Source organism: Nostoc linckia z4, from assembly GCF_002608075.1.
GTDB lineage: Bacteria > Cyanobacteriota > Cyanobacteriia > Cyanobacteriales > Nostocaceae > Nostoc > Nostoc linckia.
The window spans coordinates 132,995-156,124 of record NZ_LAHA01000009.1 but is presented as its reverse complement, the minus strand read 5'-3'; the positions used below and the strand labels follow the sequence as shown (position 1 = coordinate 156,124).

At 41.0% G+C, this 23,130-nt stretch carries 22 protein-coding genes, 1 tRNA gene and 1 pseudogene; 18 read left to right on the top strand and 6 right to left on the bottom strand.

All coding sequences use genetic code 11. From position 1 onward, the window contains the following. Positions 1–291: 291 nt before the first annotated feature. The 4 genes from VF06_RS43495 to VF06_RS10370 all read left to right on the top strand — a co-directional run bounded on the left by VF06_RS43495 (position 292) and on the right by VF06_RS10370 (position 3,611). Positions 292–681: a GIY-YIG nuclease family protein gene (locus VF06_RS43495; RefSeq protein WP_099072838.1), complete on the top strand. Its 390-nt coding sequence runs from the start codon at positions 292–294 to the stop codon at positions 679–681. Positions 682–1,038: 357 nt separating this feature from the next. Beyond that, complete coding sequence (locus VF06_RS10380; protein ID WP_218963865.1) at positions 1,039–1,614, top strand: prolyl hydroxylase family protein; 576 nt, start codon at positions 1,039–1,041, stop codon at positions 1,612–1,614. A gap of 399 nt (positions 1,615–2,013) precedes the next feature. Then, positions 2,014–2,484 (top strand): NAD(+)--rifampin ADP-ribosyltransferase, encoded by a 471-nt coding sequence (gene arr, locus VF06_RS43365; RefSeq protein ID WP_371411495.1) that lies wholly within the window; start codon positions 2,014–2,016, stop codon positions 2,482–2,484. Positions 2,485–3,113: 629 nt separating this feature from the next. Then, positions 3,114–3,611 (top strand): cupin domain-containing protein, encoded by a 498-nt coding sequence (locus VF06_RS10370; protein WP_099072835.1) that lies wholly within the window; start codon positions 3,114–3,116, stop codon positions 3,609–3,611. 171 nt (positions 3,612–3,782) lie between these two features. Here VF06_RS10370 and VF06_RS10365 read toward each other — a convergent pair whose 3' ends face one another. Both VF06_RS10365 and VF06_RS39080 read right to left on the bottom strand, forming a co-directional pair. Beyond that, complete coding sequence (locus tag VF06_RS10365) at positions 3,783–4,691, bottom strand: MBL fold metallo-hydrolase (RefSeq protein ID WP_099072839.1); 909 nt, start codon at positions 4,689–4,691, stop codon at positions 3,783–3,785. Positions 4,692–4,862: 171 nt separating this feature from the next. After that, positions 4,863–5,210 (bottom strand): hypothetical protein, encoded by a 348-nt coding sequence (locus tag VF06_RS39080; RefSeq protein ID WP_143861892.1) that lies wholly within the window; start codon positions 5,208–5,210, stop codon positions 4,863–4,865. Between VF06_RS39080 and VF06_RS43615 the strand changes: the two genes are divergently transcribed. Continuing rightward, positions 5,164–5,625 (top strand): hypothetical protein, encoded by a 462-nt coding sequence (locus VF06_RS43615; RefSeq protein ID WP_423752228.1) that lies wholly within the window; start codon positions 5,164–5,166, stop codon positions 5,623–5,625. The genes VF06_RS39080 and VF06_RS43615 overlap by 47 nt on opposite strands. 22 nt (positions 5,626–5,647) lie before the next feature. On the opposite strand, the pseudogene VF06_RS10350 reads toward VF06_RS43615, so the two are convergent. Continuing rightward, positions 5,648–6,589, bottom strand: a pseudogene (locus VF06_RS10350) (IS701 family transposase); the annotation flags it as partial. 683 nt (positions 6,590–7,272) lie between these two features. Between VF06_RS10350 and VF06_RS10345 the strand changes: the two are divergent. The 6 genes from VF06_RS10345 (at position 7,273) to VF06_RS10320 (ending at position 11,725) form a co-directional block, all read left to right on the top strand. Next, on the top strand, positions 7,273–8,847 hold the full coding sequence (locus VF06_RS10345; RefSeq protein ID WP_099072174.1) for a group II intron reverse transcriptase/maturase: 1,575 nt from the start codon (positions 7,273–7,275) through the stop codon (positions 8,845–8,847). A 102-nt stretch (positions 8,848–8,949) separates the two neighbouring features. Next, positions 8,950–9,396 carry a bile acid:sodium symporter family protein gene (locus tag VF06_RS10340; RefSeq protein WP_244917967.1) on the top strand — a complete coding sequence of 149 codons (447 nt, stop codon included), beginning with the start codon at positions 8,950–8,952 and terminating at the stop codon, positions 9,394–9,396. A gap of 136 nt (positions 9,397–9,532) precedes the next feature. Further along, complete coding sequence (locus VF06_RS10335) at positions 9,533–10,123, top strand: Uma2 family endonuclease (protein WP_099072175.1); 591 nt, start codon at positions 9,533–9,535, stop codon at positions 10,121–10,123. 13 nt (positions 10,124–10,136) lie between these two features. Then, on the top strand, positions 10,137–10,421 hold the full coding sequence (locus tag VF06_RS10330) for a type II toxin-antitoxin system RelE/ParE family toxin (RefSeq protein ID WP_099072176.1): 285 nt from the start codon (positions 10,137–10,139) through the stop codon (positions 10,419–10,421). 15 nt (positions 10,422–10,436) lie between these two features. After that, positions 10,437–10,745 carry a HigA family addiction module antitoxin gene (locus tag VF06_RS10325; RefSeq protein WP_099072177.1) on the top strand — a complete coding sequence of 103 codons (309 nt, stop codon included), beginning with the start codon at positions 10,437–10,439 and terminating at the stop codon, positions 10,743–10,745. 125 nt (positions 10,746–10,870) lie between these two features. Continuing rightward, positions 10,871–11,725, top strand: a complete 855-nt coding sequence (locus VF06_RS10320) for a hypothetical protein (protein WP_180267521.1) — start codon at positions 10,871–10,873, stop codon at positions 11,723–11,725. 585 nt (positions 11,726–12,310) lie between these two features. On the opposite strand, the gene VF06_RS10315 is transcribed toward VF06_RS10320, so the two are convergent. Further along, positions 12,311–12,383: transfer RNA gene (locus VF06_RS10315), tRNA-Arg, on the bottom strand. A gap of 359 nt (positions 12,384–12,742) precedes the next feature. Between VF06_RS10315 and VF06_RS10310 the strand changes: the two genes are divergently transcribed. The 3 genes from VF06_RS10310 (at position 12,743) to VF06_RS40570 (ending at position 15,418) form a co-directional block, all read left to right on the top strand. Then, positions 12,743–13,405, top strand: a complete 663-nt coding sequence (locus VF06_RS10310) for an Npun_F0813 family protein (protein WP_099072178.1) — start codon at positions 12,743–12,745, stop codon at positions 13,403–13,405. Positions 13,406–13,546: 141 nt separating this feature from the next. Then, positions 13,547–14,398, top strand: coding sequence for a hypothetical protein (locus VF06_RS10305; RefSeq protein WP_099072179.1), 852 nt, complete (start codon positions 13,547–13,549; stop codon positions 14,396–14,398). 21 nt (positions 14,399–14,419) lie between these two features. After that, positions 14,420–15,418: a helix-turn-helix domain-containing protein gene (locus VF06_RS40570; protein WP_180267520.1), complete on the top strand. Its 999-nt coding sequence runs from the start codon at positions 14,420–14,422 to the stop codon at positions 15,416–15,418. Between the two features lie 159 nt (positions 15,419–15,577). On the opposite strand, the gene VF06_RS10295 is transcribed toward VF06_RS40570, so the two are convergent. Then, positions 15,578–16,519, bottom strand: coding sequence for an ADP-ribosylglycohydrolase family protein (locus VF06_RS10295; RefSeq protein ID WP_099072180.1), 942 nt, complete (start codon positions 16,517–16,519; stop codon positions 15,578–15,580). 390 nt (positions 16,520–16,909) lie between these two features. On the opposite strand from VF06_RS10295, the gene VF06_RS10290 reads away from it, so the two are divergent. Further along, positions 16,910–17,449: a putative outer membrane beta-barrel protein gene (locus VF06_RS10290; RefSeq protein WP_099072181.1), complete on the top strand. Its 540-nt coding sequence runs from the start codon at positions 16,910–16,912 to the stop codon at positions 17,447–17,449. A gap of 532 nt (positions 17,450–17,981) precedes the next feature. Continuing rightward, complete coding sequence (sir, locus tag VF06_RS10285; protein WP_099072182.1) at positions 17,982–19,898, top strand: sulfite reductase, ferredoxin dependent; 1,917 nt, start codon at positions 17,982–17,984, stop codon at positions 19,896–19,898. A gap of 242 nt (positions 19,899–20,140) precedes the next feature. Here the strand turns inward: sir and VF06_RS10280 are convergent, their stop codons facing one another. After that, positions 20,141–21,124 carry a GntR family transcriptional regulator gene (locus VF06_RS10280; protein WP_099072183.1) on the bottom strand — a complete coding sequence of 328 codons (984 nt, stop codon included), beginning with the start codon at positions 21,122–21,124 and terminating at the stop codon, positions 20,141–20,143. A gap of 243 nt (positions 21,125–21,367) precedes the next feature. Between VF06_RS10280 and VF06_RS10275 the strand changes: the two genes are divergently transcribed. Together VF06_RS10275 and VF06_RS10270 are read left to right on the top strand one after the other, a co-directional pair. Continuing rightward, entirely contained in the window at positions 21,368–22,120 is a 753-nt protein-coding gene (locus tag VF06_RS10275; RefSeq protein ID WP_099072184.1) for a dienelactone hydrolase family protein, read from the top strand. A 94-nt stretch (positions 22,121–22,214) separates the two neighbouring features. Beyond that, a complete protein-coding gene (locus VF06_RS10270; RefSeq protein WP_099072185.1) occupies positions 22,215–23,117 on the top strand; it encodes a S1 RNA-binding domain-containing protein in 903 nt (300 codons plus the stop codon). The last annotated feature ends 13 nt before the right edge of the window (positions 23,118–23,130 follow it).

Sequence of the window (23,130 nt, the reverse complement as noted above, 5' to 3'; positions counted from 1 at the left end):
ATTTTTCATTCAGCGTAGGCACTCCCCGTTTTGATGTCAGATATCAAAACCTTTACTAATTGGGAATCCTACCTTTTTTTGTCCCAAAAAACGATTCATATTTATATTGAGAATAAAAATAAAATTTTACCAGTATTAGTACTGTTTGTAATGTTATAAATATTTATAGCGTACTGAAGCAAATTTTTAGCGATCGCTTGTTTTTCTCCGACCTCACGAAATCGCGTTGCTCCCAAGTTGCTGAGTGTGTTAGAGAAAGAATACGAAGACGAATAAATAAAATAGTTAAATATTATACTAAAATCTGGAAAGAAGACTATTTTACTCAACGGCAGTATTAAACCCTGTAATGCTTTTATTTATTTCATTTTAAATTCAGATAGCTATGCTATTAAAATTGGTAGAGCTTCTAATGTTGAAAAGCGATTACAATCTCTGCAAACTAGTAGTCCTGTTCCTTTGGAAATTTTAAAGGTTGTCCCAATGGAAAACCTCAAAAAAGCTCAGGAAGTTGAGACATATCTTCATACTAAATTTAGACATTTAAGGTTGAGTGGAGAATGGTTTAGGGCTGCTCCTAGCTTAAAAGACTATATAAACCGTTGTGATGAATCCTACTTTAAAGATACGCTTTTAGTAGAGTCTAGCCCCAGGTCTAGTATTCCATTATCAGAACTCTAAACGGCGCACAATAACCAAGAACGGCAAGAATTATCAGCAGGCGTATTATCACACTAATGTTTTAGAGCGAGGGCGATCGCCTGCTCAAGTCATCAAAGTATATCCCCAAGCGTTTACTCAAGCGTGTTCAGCAGATGGAGCGAGAGAAAGCGGGGGTTAGGGAGATTTTGCGGGTGTTGGGGGTTAATACCTGAGACGGCACAACTTACTACTGAAGTTTTATTTAAATTAACGTTCATTCAATAGTAAGATTATTCTGCTTGTTTCAAATTCTCATTGCATTGCACTCGATTTGGTTGACCCCAAACAGTTAAAAAAACTGGTTTACAAACTGCTGTAACCATGATCAAGAAAAATTTGCTTAACAACGAAATTTTTACTTTAGACAATATTCTTTTACCACAAGAGTGTGCTGAGTATATTAATTTGACTGAAAGTATTGGTTATACAGATGCGCCCATCAGTACTATTCGAGGTTTCCAAATGCGTCCCGATATCCGCAATAATCAGCGCGTTATCATCGACGATCGCCAACGGGCTTTTGACTTATGGCAGCGTGTGTCAGATTATATTCCTAAGACCATTGGCAGATGGCAAGCAGTAGGATTAAATGAGCGTTTTCGTTTTTATCGCTACGATCCAGGACAGAGATTTGCAATACATCATGACGGTTCTTATCGGCGACCGAATGGTGAGGAAAGTCTGTTAACTTTCATGATTTACCTAAATGAAGGTTTTGAAGGTGGTGAAACTCGTTTTCATCTTTCGCCTCGGTACTATGAAGAATTATCTAATGTTAGTGTGGTTCCAGTCACGGGTATGGCTTTATGTTTTGTTCATGAACTTGTGCATGAAGGTGTTGCCGTTGTTCAAGGGCGAAAGTATGTTTTACGTTCAGATGTTATGTATCGTCAACAGTCTAGAGTCTACTAAAGTGTCTTTCCGCTTTTTAACCGAAGCACCTTGGTCTAGTTCACAGATCAAGAGTTGCTATAGACTTTAACGGCCTAGAGACAGGCAACTAAATAGATATCACGATAATTAGGAGACAAAATAATTATGGAATTCAACCCAAACAACAATGTTGTTAAACTTTGTATTCAAGGTATGGGCATGGAAGAAAAAGGCAAACCTCAACAAGCAAGTAAACTATTCCTTCAAGCTTGGAACGAAGCGACATACGACTTTGAAAAATTTATTTCAGCTCATTATGTAGCCCGACATCAAAAAAGTGTTTCCGGCAAATTAAAATGGCTCGAAACGGCTTTGCAGTTTGCATTAAAAATAAATAACGACACTGTTAAGAGTGCAATACCTTCTCTATATTCAAACATTGCCAAATGCTACGAGGACTTAAGCGACCCTGACAAGGCAAAAAAGAATTATGAATTAGCAACTTCGTTTAAGGATAAACCTTCTGACAAAGGCCCTTTTTATCATGGGACGAAAGCAGATTTGCAACTTAGCGATTTGCTGACAGCAGGGAATAATTCTAATTATAAATCTGAACTCAAAATGAATCACATTTATTTTACAGCCCTTGTTAGTGGAGCGGGACTAGCTGCTGCATTAGCAAAAGGCGATGGACGTGAACGTGTTTATATCGTTGAACCGACAGGGGGGTTTGAAAATGACCCGAATGTTACAGACAAAAAATTTCCGGGCAATCCGACACGCTCATATCGCTCACTCGCACCATTAAAAATCGTTGGCGAAGTAAAAGATTGGGTGAGACAAACACCTGAAGAACTTCAAAAATGGCGTGAAAAGTTGGCCAACAACAAAGGAGAAATTATTAATTAATTTCTCAGATGCTCATAACATCAGGGCAGCCGCATCATGTTAATAAGCGATGAGTTTGAGACTGTCACAGTAACTGCTGCTGAAGTACCTGAATAACCCAGCAGGAGCAGAGCGTAGACGCTCTTAGCGGCTTGTCGTAAGACAACTGAAGAACTATTACTAGACATGGCAAGGATTATCTGCTGGCATACTATCACGAACAAAAAGCGATCGCCCTTGTTTGGACTAGACCATTACCAGAAGCATCCAAAAGCTCAGATTATACGAAAAATGCACAATGGATGTCTGCCTTGAACGAGTTAGCACCGGAGAATTATCAGAGCTTGTTGTCCCAATGGAAAGTCCAACACAAGCGACGACCTAATTTGTGGAAAGCGATGAAAGAGTTGGGATTGACGTAAAATAACCAAATAATGGGAACAAATGAACAATTCCTTTGCCAAAATAACAGCCTACAAAAATTTTGGTAAAAACTAACAAAATGATCCATGTATAAGCTTTTAGCTGACAAGGTAGTTTGGACTATCAGAACCTTTATACTCTAGCAATACGCTAAAAAATGCCTTGCGGGAAACCTGAAAGGTATTTTTAGAACTGATTGTTTTTGCCCAGCTTCGGAGGACATTAACGTGACAGATGAACAAAACTCTTTGCTCAAAGCATCACACATCAATTCAATGGATGCGTTTGAGTTCCATCATCCGCTCAATCCTAATTCAGAAATTTATTTACGGTTTCTTGGGCGTACTGTCGGTCTTAAACGTATTGGTGTGACAATTGCTCGTGTACCTCCGGGCAAGGAATCTTTCATTTATCACGCTCACCAGAATGAAGAAGAATGGGTTTACATCTTGTCAGGTCGAGGTATTGCGGAAATTGGAGATCTGGAATACGAAGTTGAGCCAGGAGACTTTATGGGATTTGGGTTACCTCAACAACCCCATCATCTTCGGAACCCATTCAATGAAGACCTTGTATACCTGATAGGTGGAGAAGCAGGACGCTTAGATATTGGCGTTTTTCCTCGGCTTGGTAAACGAGTGATTCGGGATAGTGAGTCAGCTTATATATTTGATGAGTCAGCACTTCAACTTTTCTGGAGCAGCAAGCAATCTGCTGAAGATTGATGCCTGCTAGAGTGGTTACGGCACAACAAATCAATGACGTGAGTGCGAAATCGATGTTGATGCGTAGACGCGCAGCGGCTTGTCCTTGACATCGCTCAATCTTTAGCCCAACTCCCTATTGGTTTCACTAGATCTTTTGCTCAGGCAGCATGAAAATTAATATTTTTTCTATCAATTTTTTTTATTGCTGCGTCGCGGCACGTCGGGACGCATGAGCAGATAAGATTCGTCTACTAATGTACGATAAACTCCTTTAATGTTAAGAGGTAGCCACTCGGAATACATAGGCAAATCGCGATAGTCGTCGAGCCGAATTTCTTGCTGAAGTGTGGCGAGGTCTTTGCCTACAAGTATGCCATCTCGGACAGAGTTATAAAGTGTCTCCAGATAATTAAGGTATCGCTTGATATCTTTTTTTTGACCTGTCGAGGCATGACCGCCTACAAATACGTCGAAATCCATATCTAGCACTTGTTTAGTCGAATCAATCATTCCTTGAATATCGTAACCCTGAAGATCCTTATAAGGCATTCGTCCTAGAACAATCCAATCGACCACATGCAAAACACCAGCAGGTTCAAACAGCATAGAAATTGAGCCACGTCCATTGTTTCTGCCGTGATAGCGCAAGCGCACAAGACTTTTACCGATATAAAGCACCATTTCATCTTCAAAAACAAGATTGGGAATCTGAGTCTTTGCTTTAGTGTTTACTAAATCTTCACGAGCGAGCCGATGAGAGACGAACTGAACGCCTTGTTCATCGAAAACTTCTCCACCGTAAACATGGTCAGGATGATTGTGACTATAAATGACAAAGCGAATAGGTTTATCGAAACGCTTGGCTAATTCCTGCTTCAGCCATGTAGCCGCTTGTTTACTTATAGGATCGCTAACAACTATTCCTTCATCAGTCTCCATAAACACGGAACGATAGTTTCCCGCTGTAAAACGGTAAACGTTACCACGAATATGATCGATTTGATAATTTTGCGCTATTGCTGGTTTACTAACAGCAAAAAGTAGCAAAAAAACTCCCAGACTAAAAAGTGCGAGCTTTGTCTTGTAGTAATTTTTCATAAGTATCTTTTTAAGCATTTATACCACCAAAAATTTGCTTCTGCTCTGCTTTTATCCGCAGTAGCCGATCGCTTTGAATAATTATCAGTTTAGCTGTTTGGGAGGGGAGCAACGCGATTTTGTGAGATGATCCCACCTAGAGAGCGATCGCTAATAAGCTCTTATACCAATTTAATATGAAACTGCATAGAATAACGCTTCCAATATGAAGTTGTAAGAAGAAACAGAAATTACTTGTTCAAATGTAAGTTGGCCAAATATTTCTTGAATGCGCTCGCGTAAATTTTGTAGAGAAGAAAAGAGTTCATTTTTCAGCGATTTTTTAATCAACTGCCAAAGCCTTAGAGTTACACATTGACAAATTAGACAAACAATGTAGTAAGTAAAATCAGGCATAAACAGGCGATCGCTAATCACTCTGGGGCTGGAAAGACGGATAATTGACGTGCAGAGCGTATTTAGGGTTGAGACAATCAGAGCTATTAGCAAGCCATCCACCGCAAAATGTAACCTCGACACTTACACTCTGTTCTTGTTGGCAGAATCAAAATATCCAGGCTGCACAAGGTTGGCAGAAATAATGGAAGATTTGTCTGATGATAGTGTCAACAGATTTTTGCTGCGTGAGCAGTATGAACCCAAAGATTTGTTTGAAGAAATAAAGCCAAATATTAATTTAATAGGAGGTATTTTAAGCGGGGACGATACGGTAATTGATAAGCCTCATAGTGACCCAAAAATAACAGAATTGATTGGTTACTATTACTCAGTTACTCATTTTTTTAGTGCAATTCGAGCTTTTACACAACTAGAACTAATGCGCTCCGAAGAGTTAATTGAAAATTGGTATGAAATCCAAAGGAATTTATCTCTTCAAGTAGCTCGTGACTTTATTTTAGAACACCTAACACAGAAGTTGAGCTTGACTGTATAGTATCAACTTTCTGTCAATGCGTAAGTCCTAAAATAGTTTGGTGACTTTTATAAGCTAAATTTTTGAGTCTCAGCCAAACCAGCATAGCGCAAGCAATATGATTTCTTTGAATACGGGCTTTCCGACATTGACATGATTCAATGCCAGTTAACTGCTTTATTTCTCTATGAAACTCCTCTATTTTCCAACGGATTTTACACACCTTTTGTGCAATCTCCGTAGAACTTTGAGATAAATCGTTGGTTGCGACATAATCCGTTCTATCGGTAGAGACAGTAACCCGGAAAAGTTTCACTTTTTTCTCAGCAGGAAAGCCTTTAATTTTTATGATTTTACCACATTCTAAATCTTCCTCACTCCATAACAAAGTTTGAATACTCTTGTATTTTTCTTTACCAAAACTATCATCTACTAAACGATTAGTCTTTAAAGGACAATAATAAATTTTATCTAGACTATCAATATAAAGCATTAAATTATTAACTGCATACCAAGTATCCATTAAAACTGTATCAAAAGGCAGAAGCTTTTGATATACAAGCCCTCCCAGCATATTTTTTACATGGTCTACCTTAGTTAACCCATCATTGTCTGGAGCGAAAATCCGATAATCTATGACCCAGAAATTGAGAGTTTTAGGATTAACGTATATGCAACTTACAATTCCAATCCCTTTGATGATGCCATGTTCATTTCCACTATACTGCCTTCGCACTATTTCAATTGATTCCGAAAATCTTTTATCTAAAACTGTATCATCAAATATAATATAAGCATCTTCATCAGCGATAATTAGATCTTTCACATTATCCCAAAGTAAACGAGGAGTTAATTTTTCATTTTTGAGATAATAATTAATTTTATCATGACTAATATTTTCTAAATGCTCTGCTAAATTAGTCATGGTATAGTTGATTTGACTACTAAGTAGATATTGACAATAATTAAGTTTAGTAAATTTCATCGCTAACCGATTTTTCGACGCACCCGCTACTTATTCTCTCATAAAATTTTTCTCGGAATCAACTTGATTAGTTCCTATCAACAATTCCAAAAAGGGCTATTTCAAAAACACCTTTTTATAGTACGTGCGATTCGTTGATTAGTGAATCACGGCAACCAATCCGTAAATAACTAATCCAGCCTGACAGCAGATTACTGTCACCAAAAGGCTGAACTCTCGGTCAGATGTAGGTGAAAGCCCTACCATTCAGACTCAGAATTGACTCCTCATCTGCCCACACTGAGTAGACTCGGTTTCTACAGGGTGAAGCTGGGAACAGGGCGCAACCAGACGATCGTTACGGATCGACACTGGCGCTAATAGGGAGTTCCTATGATGAAACAGAGCCTAGAAAAGCAACTTATGAAAAGGCAAGGCGTAACAAAAAACCCCTGACCTCACTGGAGATAATTCCCGCCGAGTATGTACTTAACAACGGCAAGAGTCCAGGGAATCCAGTAGTTGAAATGGCTACATCTAACGGAACAATCAATCTCTCCGAGGGAACGAATAAAAACGAGTTGTGGGTCTAGGGACAGTCGAACCCCAAGTAGCCCAGACGAGAGGAGGAATCCCCACAATTCGGGTAGGACAGACCGTAATTGGTCTGAGGTGTTCAGAATACACAAACTAAAGAAGAGAAAATGATTAGACACAGTAGACATACTAGTGAATCTTGGAAAGCCTTACCGTGGAAGAAATTCCGCCGAAATCTTTTCCGCCTTCAAAAGCGCGTGTACAAAGCTGTTCAAGTTGGAGACAAGCGGAAAGCTCGGTTACTCCAAAAGCTTATTCTAAAATCTACCTCGGCTCGATTTCTTGCAATAAGACAAGTATCTCAGCTAAATGCTGGTAAAAAGACGGCTGGTATTGATGGTAAGAAATCCCTCTCATTTGAAGAACGCTTCAACCTTGAAGAATTACTGAGAATGAATAGTGGAAATTGGAAGCATCAAGGACTACGGGAAATCCCCATCCCCAAAAAGGACGGGACAACCAGAATGCTTAAAATACCAACCATCGCGGACAGAGCTTGGCAATGCCTCGCAAAATATGCACTTGAACCAGCACATGAAGCCACCTTCCACGCACGGAGCTACGGGTTTAGAACTGGGCGCTCTGCCCACGATGCACAAATGTACATCTTTAACAACCTTCGCTCCAAAGCCAATGGAATAGAAAAACGAGTTATCGAACTCGACATCGAAAAGTGCTTCGACAGGATTAACCACTCAGCAATAATGGACGAACTCATCGCCCCTAAAAGTTTAAAACTCGGTATCTTCCGATGCCTTAAGTCAGGAGTTAACCCAGAATTCCCCGAACAGGGAACACCTCAAGGGGGAGTGGTCAGCCCATTACTAGCCAACATCGCACTTAACGGGATTGAGAGTATACACAGATACCACGAAATTAGAGGGTATAGAATCACCACTAAAACCTCATCCAGTTCTATCATCGAACCATCAGTCCGATACGCGGATGACATGGTTATTATACTGCGACCTGAAGACGATGCGACAGAGATACTTGAAAGAATCAGCGAGTTTCTCCGCAAACGCGGAATGAATGTAAGCCAAAAGAAAACCAAAGTTACCGCCGCGACAGATGGGTTTGATTTCCTCGGCTGGCACTTCAAAGTCCAGAAAAACGGAAAACTCAAAAGTACTCCCTCAGTGGATAACTTCAAAGCATTTCGTAAGAAAGTAAAACACATTGTCAACAACTCGAATTATGGTGCTACCACAAAGGCTGAGAAATTAGCCCCGATAGTTAGAGGCTGGAGAAATTACCACAAGTTCTGCAAGATGGACGGGTCAAAGCACTCGCTTTGGTACATAAACCGCAGAGCCTACACGGTATTTAACAAGGAAACAAAGCTTACACGCCACACTAGCAAGGAGCTAATTAAAAAGGCATTCCCAACAGTTTCCTACTCCGAAGGAAAACACGTCATGGTTAAAGGAATAAAATCCCCCTATGACGGAGATACTGTCTACTGGAGCGAACGTAACAGTAAACTCTATGACGGTGAAACCTCTAAAGCCCTTAAAAAGCAAAACCATAAATGTGCTTCCTGCGGTTTAAAATTTATCGATGAAGAACGGGTAAATCTGCATCACATCGATAAAAATCACGCCAAYTGGAAGAAAAGTAATCTGGAAGCAATTCATGAGAGTTGCCACGATTACAAACACATGAGCAAAAGCGCAAGCTAAGGACATCGGAAGCTGGGTGCGGTGAAAGTCGCACGCCCAGATTTAACTGAGAGGTGCGGGGAATAATATCCCCCATCGACTCAACCTGTTTTGCAGATTGCGGTGATTACACTTCTACCTGTAGTAATTGGGATGATAGCCAAGCGGTATGCACCCGGACTAGCAGATAAGGCAGATAAACCGGTGAAGTGGCTGTCTTTATTTTTCCTAGCGGTGGTAATTACTGGAGTGCTGCTGCGAGAACGGAATAATTTTGTTTCTTATGTAATAGATGTTGGCTGGGCAACTCTGGTTTTGAATGTGGTTGCAATGGCTTTAGGTTTTGCGATCGCAACCTTAGCCCGATTAGGAGAAAAACGTGTTACAGCAATTACAATAGAAGTAGGAATTCAAAATGGGACTCTAGCGATCGCGATCGCTTCTACGCCTACATTGCTAAATACTCCCACAATGGCCATTCCTGGCGCAATTTATGGTCTGCTAATGTTTGTCACTGGTGCTGCATTTGCTTGGTGGGCTAATCGTCGCCAAGGCTTGTTGAAAGCATAATTTTGACAGCAACTACATAAGGTATGGAGAAACAAAAAAAGATTTATTTCTCCGAAGATGCAACAAAAAATTTAGAATTAACAAACTGACCTCCAAAGCTGATTATTTCTCATTTAGAAACAGACTGGAGACTTTTATGACTACAACAGCCATCCCCACATTCACAAAAGAATCACCCCTTCTATTTGAGGGACTGACTTGGAGAGAATTCAAAGCCGTAGAGCAATTATTAGACCGCCCAGGATATCGCCTGTCTTTCCTGGATGGTGTTTTGGAGATCCGAAGAATGCCTGGAGAACCACATCAAATTGTTAAGGAAAGACTCAGCGCATTGTTAGAACTTTACCTGCTTATGGCAGGGTTTGACTTTACTCCAACTGGCTCAATGACCTTGGAAAGTGAAGCAGCAGCTGTTAAACGAGAAGCCGATGAATCATATAAACTTGCCCCTGGTCGAGTGCGTCCCGATTTAGCGATAGAAGTGGTCTTTAACAGTGGCGGTATCAACAAACTGGAGGCATACAAGCGTCTCAAAATTCCCGAAGTGTGGTTTTGGGAAGATGGAGTTTTAGAAGTTTATCACCTGCGTCAAGAGGGTAACGCGCTTCATTATGAAAAGGTTTCTATTAGTGAAGAAGTCAAAGGAATCGATATTGATTTATTATTACGCTGCATTAATATGGTGAATCATGTTGATGCCATCAAAACTTTTCAGCAGGCACTATAGCTAAAATAGTATTGTGATTGTTAGTTTTAAATCTGAAGAGACAAAGATTATTTTTGACGGCTTTACATCTTCTCAGTATCCGCCTAATATCCAAAAAACTGCTTTACGAAAACTGCTTATCATTGATGCTGCGACATCAATTAACGATTTGCGCGTTCCACCTGGTAATCGTTTAGAAAAGTTGGTTGGCGAGAGCAAAGGGCAGTACAGTATTCGTATTAACGACCAATGGCGAATTTGCTTTGTTTGGACGGATGAAAACAATGCTTCGGAAGTTGAAATAGTAGATTATCACTGATATATAAAAATAATTATGAACAATGAACGTATGCCAAATATCCATCCTGGAGAAATCCTACAACTAGAATTTTTAGAGCCATTAAATATCACCTCTTATCGATTAAGTAAAGATATAGGTGTAGCTCAGACACGAATTGATGATATTTTATCTGGAAATCTTAGTATTACAGCAGATACAGCCTTACGTTTATCTCGCTATTTTGGTAATAGCGCTCAGTTTTGGTTGAATTTACAAACGCAATACGATATACGCCAAGCTCTTGAAGAAAATTCAGAAGTTTACAATCAAATACCTAAGCTTCCCTTTGATGATGTAGCCTGAGTTTGTCCACCAAAATTTTAAATGTTCTGTGGTGTGTAATTCCTACATTAGCAATCCCGATGGTAAAAATTTTTTGGTGAGTATAAAAAGCTGATTCATTCATTAAGTACATAGAGGTTTTCTTGATGTCTCTTGCTTCTTCTGATAAACCAATTGATGATAATTTGAAAAATTTGGTCAAGGAAATTGAAGCACAAAACACTAATTTATCAGTTTTAGCAGCACGTCAATTTCGCTATAGCTTGCACCAAATTCCTGTAGAAGTAAGCATCAAAGAACCCCGCCAATTTAACGTACTTGAAGAATTTATTATTCGCGCCGCAATTGAATTTCAACCTCCACCAACCGAAGAAGAATTAGCCTCTGTACTTGGGCTTGATTCTGTATTTATCCGCAGTACTACAGCAAATCTTCGGTCATTACAAACTCTGTCAGCAACATCACCACTAACAGTTACTCCAGAAGGACGTTCATTTTATGAAAAAGGATCTGTACCACAGCCTCCATATCCCGTACAGCTTAATGCTATTAACGACCCTTTGAATAACAAGCTAACCTTTCAATTTGAATCCTTAAATCAAACATCAATAAATTTGCCTGACTTAGAAGACTTTATAATTCTAGATAATACAATTGATATTTCATCTTTATCCCTTGAGGAAATCCAAAAAAATATTCAGGCTTCAGATTTAGCACTTCATGTACCAGAACAAGGAAAAATTGTTACTTCATTGAAGGTAGTAGCTTCAACTCAAACAATTTGGCAAAAGATATCGCTTTTTTTGATTTTTGATGTAGCTCAAGATAAGTTTAGCTTTCAAATAAGAATTGGCAAGCAAATTTTAGACTCAGCATCAAATTGGTTAGAAGTTTTACATACTGAAGGTAAAATCAGCTTGGAAAGATTATTTAATTTATCGCCTGAAGTTATCAATTTGGAACGTGAAGCGATTCTCAAGCAGAAAAACGTCAAAAAGTGATTCACCATCCGTATAGAAGGCATTACAGCGCCCTTGGAACGCATCAAGGAACTGGTAGCTGAAAAACTACGCCCCGCGACGCGATCGCTCCGAACGAGAAATTGCTGGCTATCGAGACGTACTTACCACTATCCACACAGCTATACTCACATCCCTACCTCATACCAATTCAAAATTCAAAATTCAAAATTAATAAAGTCCTAATTAGTAAGGCTTTGGTGGGTTTGCATCTGTCTCATTATTTTAGTGAATTGGTATCAGATCCCCGACTTCTATAAGGATACTGTTGACGAATCAGCGGTCACACCGCACACTCCAGCATTTTTCGCAATAAAAACAAATGTAGAGACGTTGCAATGCAACGTCTCTACTATTGATCGCTGCATCTTTTAACAAACCCGGAATCTGGACACCGCAAATTTGAACGAAATCAAATGCGATCGCTAGAGCGAAACGGGCGGTTAGAAACCGCGTCTACACTAGACTTTACCCACCTACGTGGGTTTCAAAACCTTAATTTGACCTTAGGACAAAGCAGGCGGACTTTGCTTGTGTAGCTGCGAATTCTATGAGCTTAAATTCAAACGAGCGCGGCAGGACTCGAACCTGCGACCGATTGCTTAGAAGGCAATTGCTCTATCCACTGAGCTACGCGCCCAAAATAATTTGCTGGCTCCCAAAAGAGTCATCTAGAACATTATATCGCTTTCACCGACTTAGAAGCAATCAAAAATTGCAGATTTATCACTAGCAAGGCTAAGATCCAAGTCGCTAGTTATCAATCTACATTAAAAACGAAGCAGATGGCGTATTGGTTAGATATATTGTCTTGTCAAGGGGTTGCTTACCCCAGACCCAGTCCTTCTAGGCAGTTTAGTCTAATGAAATATCTAATGAAACGAGCAGTTTCCTTCATTTTTGCAGCACGCTAGGTAATTTCAGCCTTGGCGAAGCTGTCAGATGCCATTATATATTCCATATTAAGAATGCCCCTGTGAGGAGTTATTGTAGCGTGCCATGTTTATTCTCAAACGGCAGGATGTTGAAATATCAAGCATTCAGCACCCAAAAAAGGATCAGCAGGTGCCGATCCTAGATTATCAAGGGCAAACTTTTCGCTTGATTAGTGTCTTCAAAGCTAGTCAAGAAGAAGAAGCTAGAGCCTTATGGAGAGAATTAACGGATAACCGGGGTAAAGCCTGTGTCTTACTGGAAGAACCGGAACGCTTTAGCGTTTGGGGAAAAATCCGTTTGGAACAGTTGGGTAATGACACAGGTGGTAGTCATGGAAAAACGGGGATTTTGATCCAAGCCAGTATTTTATTGTTGCAAGGTGTTTATATCGATATTGAAGAGTTTTTGGGTGCTAGGCAAGCTGCACTATTGGAGAAGGATATTGCGGAGTTATTTCAGCAAAAGCAATTTCCCCAAACATCTCCTCCAGAAACAGTTAAATCTTTGGTATCTATCGATCCCTTGGCTGCGCCTAAACTGCCTCCTTGGCAAGAAACTCATGTAGTTATCTTTTTACAAGAACTACATCGATTAGGGAAATCCTATTTTGGTAATGCCAACTTTACCAAACAAGTGATTTATAAGTTAGAAGATATGCCAGAAGCCGAGCGATCGCTATTCCTCTCTTGGCTAAATCAATCACCACTAGGTAAACTATGGCAGTAGTCTGGAAATTTTTTGCAAAAGTTCCTACTGTCGGAACTTGCTTTTGGTGTCCGATTATGCTTTGTTTGGCAGACACACTCCTAGCTATACAATCCTTTAACTCAAAATACTGCCAGAGTGCATCTACAATAGTCAAGCCCTATGAATAACTCTTACAACAATTCCTTGGTTTCCAAATCCATTTTCACCACTCAGAACATTGTTTTGGCTAATATTGGTTGGGGCGTGCTGGCACTGTTATACTTTTTGTTGTTTAGTGCCAAAATTCCCGGAGCAGATGGCATAGAAAGCCGAGCCGAGTGGTATGTGATTGGCACAAATATTTTTGAAGCCTTAGCTTATTTGGGCGCTGGTATCTTATGCTTGAGAAACTGGCTTAGTCCGCAAATCGTCAGTGGTCGGAATGTTTGGCTTTCTATAGGCTTAGGTATGCTTTCCTATTTCATTGGAGGGATAATTTTCGGGTATACCGAAATAGTTTTAAAAGAAGAACCGGATGCGTCTTTAGGCGATATATTTTTTGTATTGAGTTATCTATTACTTGGCACAGGCATGATTTTAGCTGTGGCTTCCAGGCGAATCAATCTGGAAAAATGGCAGTGGCTAATTGTGTTAGCAATTGCTGTATTCGGTAGTTTGTTAGCATGGTGGATTTCTAGACAACAGGAAACATCCTCAGAACTGTTGGTTGCTATTTTGAATTGGTTTTACGTAGTTAGCGACGTAGTTCTGTTGATTATTGCTACCACTCTGCTGTTAGCATTTTGGGGAGGAAGGGTTTCCCAGTCTTGGCGAATGATTGCCGCCGCCGCCTTTTCGCTCTACATTGCAGATATGTGGTTTAAATACGCACAAGGGCCCAACTATCAAAGTGGAGAAATACTAGAAGTGTTTTGGGTATTTAGTGGAGTGTTATTTGGTATGGGCGCTGCCCTGGAATATGATGCATCACTAAGACGAACGCGGCGTACCAGCACACGAAAACGAGCTTAGCAAAGATTTTTGGTATCTACCGTGAGAAAACTAACAGACTCTGACAAACAAGAAATTCTCAAGTTATATCGAGAAAGTGCCGAAACAACCTCAACTTTGGCAGAACGCTACGACGTAAGTAACTCGACCATTAGTCGTTTGCTCAAAAGCACTTTGCCAGAGGATGAGTATGAATACTTAGTTTCTTTAAAGCGGGCTGCCAGGACTCCTGAGGGTAGGGCACAGGTAAACTATGAGCAGTTACCACTGCTGATGAGTCAACTACAGCCAGAAATCGAAGTTCCAGCTAGCGATAGCCAGCCCAAAGTGGTAGAAGTCGAACCACCACAACTACGTAGTGTAGTGGAGCAAGAACCAGACTTAGAAGAAACTGACGATTCAACTGCTGCTAGTAGAAGGGTAAGACGACGCACCTCAGCGACAGAAAAACCCAAGCTACGAGTCACGGAGAAATCAGAAACTCCACAACCCAAACCTCTGGACATCGGGAATATCCCCAGCCCCATACTCAAGGATGAACGTCCAGAGGTAAACGCCATAGCACAAATGCTGGGAGAAGAATTGCTAGACGAGTCAGAAGACTTGGATGATTTAGAAGATGAGGATTTAGAAGATGATGACTTTGAGGAGGAAGAAGACTTCGAGGAAGATGACTTTGATGAGTTAAGACCTCTAGTTACAAGACGCAGACCAGGTGAAGCATCAGTTCAAGTTTTGCCACTATCAGCAGCACATTTGCCCAAAACTTGCTATTTAGTGATTGACCGTTCCTCGGAATTAATTACGCGACCCCTCAAAGACTTTGGCGACTTGGGGCAAATTCCCAACCTGGAAACCCAGCAAAGAACTTTACCGGTGTTTGATAATCATCGCGTAGCCAAGCGTTTCTCCACCAAACGCGATCGCGTGATTAAAGTCCCCGATAGTAAAATGCTGCATAAGACTCGTACTCATCTCCAAGCCAAGGGAATCACCCGATTGTTAATTGATGGTCAAGTCTACTCTTTGTCTATGGTTTAATGGGCATTGGGCATGGGGTATGGAGTAGATGAGGGATGAGAGAGAGGGGGGAGACAAGGAGAGAAGTCTGAGCGGAGGAAACCTCCGCTCAGAACTTCGGAGAGAAAGATTGCTACCTTGTCCCCCTTCCAATGCTCTATGCCCCATGCCCCATGCCCTTCAACTATAAACAGCCCTGGCAAAACGTTCTGCCAAGTAGATAATGTCTTGCTTTCGGGCAATTTGGTTCATCCATTGTCGGGGAATATTTTCCACGCCGTAGTAAATTCCCGCTAGTCCACCAGTGACGGCGGCGGTGGTATCTGTATCTCCACCTAAGTTAACAGCTTTGAGTACCGCTTCCGAATAAGATGAGCTATTTAACAAACACCACAGGGATGACTCTAAGGTGTCAATGACGTAGCCACCAGAATTAATTTCTTCTACTGGTAATTTGGCAATCTCACCAGTGAAAATTCTGCCAAAATGGGGCTTTTCTAATAAAAATTGTCGGGCAGAATAAATTGGTTGGATATCTTGTAATCCTTGGAGATAAGCTGTTTGGAGGTCGGCACCTTCGAGCAGGGATACTGCAATACTAATGTAGATGCCACAGGCCATTTGCGATCGCGCATGAGCATGGGTAATCGCTGAAACATCATGCACCCGCGCTATCAATTCGCTTAAAGTTAAATTTCTGTGACAATAAGCCATCGGCAAAATTCTCATCAAGGAACCATTGCCATTGCTATTTTCCACTTTGCCACCCGCCTGATGCGGTACAACTCCCTGCTTCAAACGCATCAGTGCTGTATGAGTCGTTTGACCAATATCAAAGACATCACCACGAGGAGTCCAGTAAGCTTCCTTGTACCAACGCCAGAAGGAATTAGCTATGGCCTCCAGCGAATACCCCCGACAAAGACTTTCTGCCAAGCAAAAGCTCAAAGAACTGTCATCTGACCAAGTTCCTGGCGGTTGATTCCATGTGCCATAACCCAACATAGTTGTCACTGGAGATTTGATTCGTTCCGCACGGCTAGTAAACTCCACTGGCACACCCAATGCATCACCGACACATAAACCCATCAAACCAGACAACGTTTTTGCAGCGGTTAGCATTATTCACTCTCCAACAATTGCTAAAAATTCACTTTATAGATTTACTTTATAGCTTGTTGCCACAGATGCTACAGGCTACTTTTTCACCCTATGTAAAACTATCAAAAAAGTCAGTTAACTGGCTATTTTTCTACTAGATAGCGGCTAATTTTTAGTTCCCATAACTATGACACTTTTAAAAGCGTCTGTTTTTTATAGAGAAAATTCGGAATTTCTAAAAAATCAAGTGTAATTATAACATTTTGTTTGCAACCATTAATTGAATTACGTTTAACTCTATTGCATCTATCGCCACATCTACTTAAGAAAATTCCAGAATTATCTGGAACATTTTTACTAAGCTTTCGACTGGGAATATAACAGTAAAAAATACAAAATTTGGTCACAATTATGAAAAGCTTGCTCAAGTCTATTCTGACAATTTCTGCATTATCTTCTTTAATAGTTGCTCCTGTTCTTCTATCACCTGGTCAAGCTTCTGCGGAAACTAAAAAGGGTACAGACGCTAGTTATGTTGGTGCTGGTATTGCAGCTGGGGTTACCAGTGGCGGACAAGGAACCAACGATGATGCCACATTTGGTGGTAATGTCACAGGTCGCTTAAAATTAGGAAATACCCCATTTTCTGCACGTGGAAATGTTCTTTGGAGCGATCAAACTACTGCCATTATTCCAGAAGTTTCTGTGGATGTACCCATTGCTAATAGAACTAATGCCTATTTAACTGGCGGTTATTCTTTTGTAGAAAAAGATGGTTCAGCAACTCCTATAGGTAACAAAGATGCAGTAGTAGTTGGTGCTGGTGTAGAGTCAGAAGTTGCTAACAATTTCCTCGTATATACTAACGCCAAAGTAGGAATTAGTGCTTATCAAAATAGCGATACTCCTGCTGTTAGTATCAATGCTGGTATTGGCTACAGCTTCAAATAAAAGATGCCACTAAAGTTCCAATTTTTAATTGACTCAAAAAACTTCATCGGTAAGCTAAAACACATCTAAATAAAGCTAACTTTTAACAGTTAACCGTCAACGGTCAACAGCCAACACAAGAACATATGCTTTTTTAAATGTGCAACAACTTATTACCTAATTGAAGATATATGTTGAAAGTAGGGTAGCACAGCTAACTGTGCTACCCTACTTAATTTTGCTGACTTCAGCTAAGTCAAAACTGTTATAGTTATCTAGAAAAACTCTTTTTTCGTTGAATTGATTAATTTTAATCATCAAGCTGAACTAAAGAGTATTCAATCACTCTATACTTTACTCAGCACTTTGCACTCTCAAGAGTAGGTTTTGTTAAGTGTTAGATCGCTGATAAAGCCGACTTTTGCCGTGTTAAAATCAAAATATTCCTCATTATTCCGGCCGGATTACCGGGGATCAATTTAGCCGAAAAGATACTGAATATCTTGTAATTCGGCGTCAACGAATGCTTTATTGAGAATACTATACAACTCTCATGGTTAAATCTGCTCCTTCCCCCGTCGCTAGCCGTAAGCCTTCTAAAGTAGAAGTAATTAAGGAAAATAGTAATTTTTTACGCGAACCTGTAGCAACTGAGATTCTGGAAGATACTACTCATTTTAGTGAAAATGCTGTGCAGCTGTTGAAGTTTCACGGCTCTTATCAACAGGATAACCGGGACAACCGCGCTAAGGGACAGGAGAAAGATTACCAGTTTATGCTGCGGACGAAAAATCCTGGTGGTTTGGTACCACCGCAGCTTTATCTGGCTTTAGATAAGCTGGCTGATGAATATGGTAACCACACATTACGAGCCACCACCCGCCAAGGTTTCCAACTGCACGGAATCTTAAAAAAGAATCTCAAAACAGCAATTGCTACCATTGTCAACAATTTAGGTTCTACTTTGGGTGCCTGTGGAGACATCAACCGCAATGTGATGGCACCACCAGCTCCATTTAAAAAGCGCCCAGAGTACCAGTATGCTTGGGAATATGCCCAGAATATTGCTGATTTACTTTCACCACAAACAGGCGCTTATTACGAAATTTGGTTAGATGGCGAAAAGGTAATTAGCGGCGAAGAAAATCCAGAGGTGACCGCAGCGCGATCGCGCAATGGCAATGGCACAATTATTCATGATAATCAAGAACCGATTTACGGCACCCACTACATGCCCCGTAAGTTTAAAGCTTGCGTCACAGTACCAGGAGATAATTCGGTTGATTTGTATTCTCAAGATTTGACTTTGGTGGTAATTACCAATAAAAAGGGAGAATTAGAAGGATTTAATGTCTTTGCCGGCGGTGGCTTGGGCAGAACGCACAACAAAGAAGAAACTTTTGCTAGGGTTGCAGATCCAATTTGCTATGTAGCCAAAGCAGATGTTTATGACATAGTAAAAGCAATTGTCGCCACCCAAAGAGATTATGGCGATCGCACTGACCGCCGTCACGCCAGATTAAAATATTTAATCAACGATTGGGGTGTAGATAAATTCCGCGCCCAAGTTGAAGAATACTTTGGCAAAGCACTCACACCCTTCAAATCATTGCCAGAGTTCAAATATCACGACTTCCTCGGCTGGAACGAACAAGGCGATGGCAAGCTATTCTTAGGTATTTCCATTGACAATGGTCGCATTAAAGATGAAGGCTCTCTGCAACTGAAAACTGCTTTGCGGGAAATTGTCGAGCAATTTAACTTATCTATCCGCTTGACACCTCACCATAACCTGATTTTTTACGATATCGAACCAGATAACAAAGAAACCATCGACGAAATTCTCAGCCGTCACGGTGTGGTTTCCGATCCCAGTCAAATCGAACCTTTAGAACGCTATTCAATGGCTTGCCCTGCTTTGCCTACCTGCGGCTTGGCAATTACCGAATCAGAACGGGCAATACCAGGAATTTTGGAGCGAATTCGCACTCTGTTGAATAAATTAGGTTTACCAAAAGAACATTTTATGGTAAGAATGACGGGCTGTCCCAACGGCTGCGCTCGTCCCTATATGGCGGAATTGGGCTTTGTGGGTAGCGCCCCAGAAAGTTATCAATTGTGGTTAGGGGGTTCGCCAAATCAAACACGACTGGCACAACCTTACATCGATAAGCTGCACCATAACGACTTGGAAAGCTTTTTAGAGCCAATTTTTGTTTACTTTAAAAAATCAAAGAAATCAAAAGAAAGCTTTGGTGATTTTTGCCATCGCGTTGGTTTCGATGCCATCCGTGAATTTAGCGCCACCTACGAACCAGGCGCAATTAATGGCGCAAACAAATCACGCCACCGAGTAAATCTGAAAGCTGATATTTACGGCAAGTTGAAGGATGTATCTGAAAGCCAAGGTAAGCCAATGACTCAGTTAGTCACCGAAGCTTTAGAAGCTTACTTCCAAAATCTTTCATAAGTAAATAGTAATTTAGGCTGGGGTGGGGAGTGGGGAGATAGGGAGGTGGGGTGATGAGGGAGAAAGTAATTCTTCTTTCCCCTTCTTCCCATCCTCTGCCCTAGTACTCTGGCAAGTCATCTTTGGGGGGTAAAGGGTAAGGGGTAAAGGGAAAAGGTTTTGATTTTTTCCCTCTTCCCCTTTACCCTTTTCCCAGTCCAAACCCAGCAATTTTCGGTTGCCAGAGTACTAGTCCCCTGAGATTAACTCAAACCTAGTTCTCGTTTGAGCAAGTTAATCGAGTTAGCGCCGATATAATTTTCAACCTTAATTAGCTTTGGCGGGCGAATAATATCTTCATCGGCTGCTTGCACTGCTGCTTGCACGAAGGGAAAACTGGCTAAGTCGCTGATAATCACCTCAGCCCGCTTCACCATTGCTTGAAGTTTATAAGCATCTTTTGGTTGGGAAGTCATCACTAATAGTTCATCTCCCCGTAAACCGTGGAGGATGACTTCAGCAGCGCGGGCAATTCCAGAACTGAGGCTAACGATGCCTACACAGTTTTCTTTTGGTAGGGTTTTCAAGAAATTGAGTTCTTTGGTGTAGTCGTAGATATCTAGAGGAATCACTCGTACAGCTTTAGGAGCTGCGATCGCTTCCACATCGTTGATAAAATAGCGACTTGTGACCACCGTTGCAGAAGTAGTTTTATCTAGCACGGCGGCTAATTCTTCCATTGCTACCAACTGTACTGGTATTTTGAGCGATCGCTCCAATTCATACACCATCAACTCACCAGCACCGATATCATGAGATGGAACTGCAACTAATACCCGCGCGCTACAACGCAAACGCCAGTCAATTTCTGCTAAAAATAACTCTCTAGCTTGACTTAGGGAACATCCTTGTGAAAGTAGTTCATCAAGTGCTTGCTGGACAATTTGATATGCATTGGGATGTTGTTTGAGAATTGGTGATTGTAGCCTGCTACCGCCTTCATGACCTTGGGCACGCACATAAATTCCCGAACCAGCCAGACTTTCCACAAATCCGTCTTCTTCGAGTTGACGGTAAACTTTGCTGATGGTGTTACGGTGTAACCCAGTTTGCATTGCCAGCGCCCGCGTACTTGGCAATTTGTAACCTGGTGGATATTGCCGGGAAGCAATGGCAAACCGGATTTGATTAAACAACTGCGTTGATGCGGGAATTTCGCTGTCTGGCTGAATGCGGAATTGAATCATCACCAAACCTCCTGAATACTGAATGCCGAGGATTGGGTGCTGGCACTTTCAAGTCAGCACTCCTTTGGCCATTGGCTGCATTTAAATATCAAATATTTGATTTACATCTGAAATTTTTCTGGTACAAATTTTGAATGCGCTCACTCTGGTAATTGAGAATTTTATTGAAAAAAACCTGGACATACTGGCATAGTTATATCAAAGAAATACACCGTTAATCACATAATACTGGTAAAAATTATTATGACAGAGCAAGCAATAATTACCACAACGGTTAAACTTTTGCAAGATAATATTCAAGTATCTGCTTATCTGGCAGAACCAAAACAATCTGGTTCTTATCCAGGAATCGTGGTATTGCAAGAGATTTTCGGTGTTAACGTTCACATTCGGGAAGTTACAGAACGAATTGCCAAACTTGGCTATGTAGCCATTGCCCCTGCTCTTTTTGAACGTATTGCCCCTGGCTTTGAAACCGGTTACACCGCAGAAGATATTGAAGTTGGCAGAAAATACGCTTGGCAACAAACTCAAGCATCAGAATTATTGAGCGATATTCAACTAGCAATTGACTACCTAAAAACCCTGCCCAAAGTTCAAAAAGAAGGCTTTGGCTGTATTGGCTTTTGTTTTGGCGGTCATGTCGCCTATCTTGCAGCCACCTTACCAGATGTCAAAGCTACGGCTTCCTTCTACGGTGCTGGAATTACCACCCGCACACCAGGAGGTGGCGCTGCTACACTCAGCCGCACCAGAGACATTACAGGTACTATCTATGCCTTGTTTGGTAACGAAGATGCAAGTATTCCAGCCGAACAAGTAGACCAAATTGAAGCAGAGTTAGAAAAATATAAAATTCCTCATCGTGTGTTTCGCTACGATGGAGCTGACCACGGATTTTTCTGTGACCATCGTGGCAGTTATAATCCTAAAGCTGCTGCGGATGCTTGGGAGCAGGTGCAACAACTCTTTAGTCAACTAATCATTAGTCATTAATAAAGGACAAATGATACAAGACAAAAGACAAAGGAGAAACCACAATCTAAACTCTAGTGGCATCAGCTGACATAAAAATTAATCTTCAAAACTCATGAATTCCGAATCGAAACTTTCTCAAACAGCCAATTCGTCGTTTACAATGGACGATTTTGCCAAAGCACTAGAAAAGCACGACTACCAGTTTCAAAAAGGACAGGTTGTACATGGCAAAGTTTTCCAACTTGACCATGATGGAGCTTATGTTGATATTGGTGGTAAATCCTCAGCTTTTCTGCCGCGGGATGAGGCTTCTTTGAGAGCAGTGACGGATTTATCGGAAGTGCTGCCATTACAAGAGGAACTCGAATTTCTGATTATCCGAGAACAAGATGCGGAAGGTCAAGTCACTCTTTCTAGAAAACAATTGGAAATTCAGCACATCTGGGAACGATTGGCGCAAATGCAGGAAAATGGCCAGACAGTGCAAGTCAGAGTTATGGGCGTGAATAAAGGTGGTGTCACCGTCGAGGTTCTGTCTTTGCGGGGATTTATTCCGCGATCGCACTTGGCCGAGCGCGATAATTTAGAAGCACTCAAAGGTCAAACTTTGACTGTGGGCTTTTTAGAAATTAATAAAAGCACCAATAAACTCATACTTTCCCAACGCTTAGCAACTCGTTCTAGCAACTTTAGTTTATTAGAACTCGGTCAATTAGTGGAAGGCAAAGTTACTGGAATTAAACCTTTTGGTGTATTCGTTGATTTAGATGGCATCAGCGCTTTACTTCATATCAAGCAGATCAGCCAGAAATTCATTGAATCTCTAGAAAAGGTATTTCAAATCGGTCAATCAATTAAAGCTGTAATTATTGACTTGGACGAAGGTAAAGGTCGGATTGCTCTTTCTACCAAAGTTTTGGAAAACTTTCCTGGTGAAGTGCTAGAGAATTTCGATGAGGTGATGGCTTCCGCCGAGGCACGTGCCAATAGAGCCAGCAACAAAGTATCAGAATAGTTTTATGTTCACC

Coding starts and splice junctions, on each gene's coding strand:
- VF06_RS10365 (WP_099072839.1), bottom strand. CDS start 4,691: ATGAAAAATTACTACAAGACAAAGCTCGCACTTTTTAGTCTGGGAGTT.
- VF06_RS10335 (WP_099072175.1), top strand. CDS start 9,533: ATGACTACAACAGCCATCCCCACATTCACAAAAGAATCACCCCTTCTA.
- VF06_RS10325 (WP_099072177.1), top strand. CDS start 10,437: ATGAACAATGAACGTATGCCAAATATCCATCCTGGAGAAATCCTACAA.
- VF06_RS10320 (WP_180267521.1), top strand. CDS start 10,871: ATGTCTCTTGCTTCTTCTGATAAACCAATTGATGATAATTTGAAAAAT.
- VF06_RS10310 (WP_099072178.1), top strand. CDS start 12,743: ATGTTTATTCTCAAACGGCAGGATGTTGAAATATCAAGCATTCAGCAC.
- VF06_RS10305 (WP_099072179.1), top strand. CDS start 13,547: ATGAATAACTCTTACAACAATTCCTTGGTTTCCAAATCCATTTTCACC.
- VF06_RS10295 (WP_099072180.1), bottom strand. CDS start 16,519: ATGCTAACCGCTGCAAAAACGTTGTCTGGTTTGATGGGTTTATGTGTC.
- VF06_RS10290 (WP_099072181.1), top strand. CDS start 16,910: ATGAAAAGCTTGCTCAAGTCTATTCTGACAATTTCTGCATTATCTTCT.
- sir (WP_099072182.1), top strand. CDS start 17,982: ATGGTTAAATCTGCTCCTTCCCCCGTCGCTAGCCGTAAGCCTTCTAAA.
- VF06_RS10280 (WP_099072183.1), bottom strand. CDS start 21,124: ATGATTCAATTCCGCATTCAGCCAGACAGCGAAATTCCCGCATCAACG.
- VF06_RS10275 (WP_099072184.1), top strand. CDS start 21,368: ATGACAGAGCAAGCAATAATTACCACAACGGTTAAACTTTTGCAAGAT.
- VF06_RS10270 (WP_099072185.1), top strand. CDS start 22,215: ATGAATTCCGAATCGAAACTTTCTCAAACAGCCAATTCGTCGTTTACA.